The organism is Achromobacter insuavis (genome assembly GCF_902859645.1).
Classification (GTDB): Bacteria; Pseudomonadota; Gammaproteobacteria; order Burkholderiales; family Burkholderiaceae_B; genus Achromobacter; species Achromobacter insuavis.
In genome coordinates this window covers 1-2,158 of sequence record NZ_CADIJR010000174.1, presented here as the reverse complement: position 1 = coordinate 2,158, position 2,158 = coordinate 1, and the positions used below count along the sequence as shown (strand labels likewise).

Annotated in this window: 4 protein-coding genes; all 4 read right to left on the bottom strand. The window is 74.1% G+C overall.

Features of this window, described 5'->3' with window-relative positions; translation table 11 throughout:
* The coding region (gene ccmD, locus H0523_RS31900) for a heme exporter protein CcmD (RefSeq protein WP_180180315.1) at window positions 1-155 on the bottom strand (155 nt) is incomplete at its 3' end.
* Complete coding sequence (gene ccmC, locus H0523_RS31895; protein WP_054432200.1) at window positions 152-925, bottom strand: heme ABC transporter permease CcmC; 774 nt, start codon at window positions 923-925, stop codon at window positions 152-154. The genes ccmC and ccmD, both read right to left, overlap by 4 nt.
* Window positions 926-937: 12 nt before the next feature.
* On the bottom strand, window positions 938-1,603 hold the full coding sequence (gene ccmB / locus H0523_RS31890) for a heme exporter protein CcmB (protein ID WP_054432199.1): 666 nt from the start codon (window positions 1,601-1,603) through the stop codon (window positions 938-940).
* Window positions 1,569-2,158 (bottom strand): heme ABC exporter ATP-binding protein CcmA (ccmA, locus tag H0523_RS31885; RefSeq protein ID WP_180180314.1); only part of this gene is annotated, 590 nt, incomplete at its 5' end. The genes ccmB and ccmA, both read right to left, overlap by 35 nt.

Sequence of the window (2,158 nt, the reverse complement as noted above, 5' to 3'; positions counted from 1 at the left end):
CCGTCCCCGGCGCGCAGCCGGGCGGCGCGGCGGCGGGCCCGCGCCCGGCGCCACAGCGAGCCGGCCTCCCAGCCGATCAGCGCCAGCGTCACGCCATAGGCGCCCAGCAGATAGGGGCCGTGGCCCTGCAGCGAGAACAGCGTGTCCCAGCTCATCGGCGCTCCCGGGCGGGTTCGGTGGCGGCCGGTTCGCGTTCGGCGATGATGCCGCGCACCCGCGCCAGCGACGCGGCCGCGCTGTACAGCCAGAACGCGATCACCATCAGCAGCATCGCCGCCAGCATGACGCGCGCCATGCTGGGCGCGGTGGTCAGGTTGATCGAGGCGCCCTGGTGCAGCGTGCTCCACCAGCGCACCGAGAAATAGATAATGGGCACGTTGACCACGCCGGCCAGCAGCAGGATGGCGCCGCCGCGGTCGCCGCGGCGCGGATCGTCGCTGGCCGCCTGCAGCGCCATGAAGCCCAGGTACAGGAACAGCAGGATCAGCTCCGAGGTCAGGCGCGCGTCCCACACCCACCAGGCGCCCCAGGTCGGCTTGCCCCACAGCGCGCCGGTCCACAGCGTCAGGAAGGTGAACAGCGCGCCGGTGGGCGCCAGCGCCCGCATCATCATGAACGACAGCCGCGTCTGCAGGATCAGCCCGAGCGCGGCGTACAGCGCCATCACCAGGTACAGGAACATCGACATCCAGGCCGCCGCCACGTGGATGAAGAGGATGCGGTAGACCTCGCCCTGCTGGCTGTCGACCGGGGCCTTGACCAGGCCCACGTAGAGCCCGGCGGCGGCGAACAGCGCCGCGGCCAGCGCCAGCCACGGGATCAGCCGGCCGGCCAGCGGATAGAAGCGTTGTGGCGCGGCGTAGCGCAGCCAGCCCGGGCGCGCGGGCGGGGTCGGCAGCAGGGTGAGATGCGGGGGCGAGTGCATGATGGCCGGTCCTCAGTCCAGCGCCACGCGCAGCGCGGCCGAGGCGCTCCACGGGCAGAGCAGCAGCGCCAGGCACAGGCCGGCGCCCAGCAACGACAATTGCGGGCCGGCGCCCAAGCCGGCATGCACCGCCGCCACCGCGCCGCTGCCGAAGATCAGCACCGGCACGTACAGCGGCAGCACCAGCAGCGGCAGCAGCGCGCCGCCGCGCAGGCCCAGGGTCAGCGCCGCGCCCAGTCCGCCGATCAGCGCCAGCGTCGGCGTGCCCAGCAGCAGCGACAGCGCCAGCACGCCGATGGCGCCCGGCGTCAGGCCGAACTGCAGCGCCAGCACCGGGCTGGCCAGGATCAGCGGCAGGCAGCTGCTGAACCAGTGCGCGGCCAGCTTGGTGGCCACCAGCAGGGGCAGGGGATGGGGCGACACCAGCAACTGTTCCAGCGCGCCGTTGTCGTAGTCCTGGGCGAAGGGGCGTTGCAGCGTCAGCAGGATGCCGAGCAGGGCGCAGACCCACAGCACGCCGGGGCCGATGGCGGCCAGCAGCGCCGGGTCGGGGCCGATGGCCAGCGGGAACAGCGAGCCCGCCACCACGAAGAACAGCGTCGCGCCCAGCGTTTCCGCCGGCCGCCGCCAGGCCAGCCGCAGTTCACGGCGCGCCAACTGCCACAGCGTTGCCAGCATCGGCGTAGTCATCCATGTCCAGGGTTTGCATATCGGCGAAGGCCAGGCCGGGCGGGCGGTGCGAGGCCACCACGGCCAGGCCGCCGCCGGCCAGGTGCGCGGCCAGCGCCTGGTCCAGCAGGTCGAGGCTGGCGGCATCGAGCCCCGCGTCGGGTTCATCCAGCAGCCACAGCGGCTTGCCCGCCAGCACCGTGGCCGCCAGCGCCAGCCGCCGGCCCTGGCCCTGCGACAGCCGCGCCGCCGGCTGGTCGGCGCAGGCTTCCAGGCGCCAGGCGCGCAGGGCCGGCCCGGTGTCGACGGCGGGCGCGCCGGCTATCGCCAGCGCATAGCGCAGGTTGTCGGCCGCGCTCAGCTCGCCGCACAGGCCGTTGCCGTGCGACAGGAAGGCCATATGCGCGTGATAGGAGGCCGGGTCGCGGCGGATGTCGCGGCCGCGCCATTGCACGCCGCCGGCCAGCGGCCGCAGCAGGCCGGCTAGCATGCGCAGCAGGCTGGTCTTGCCGCTGCCGTTGGCGCCGCGCACCCGCAGCAGCTGGCCCGGGGCCAGCGCCAGGT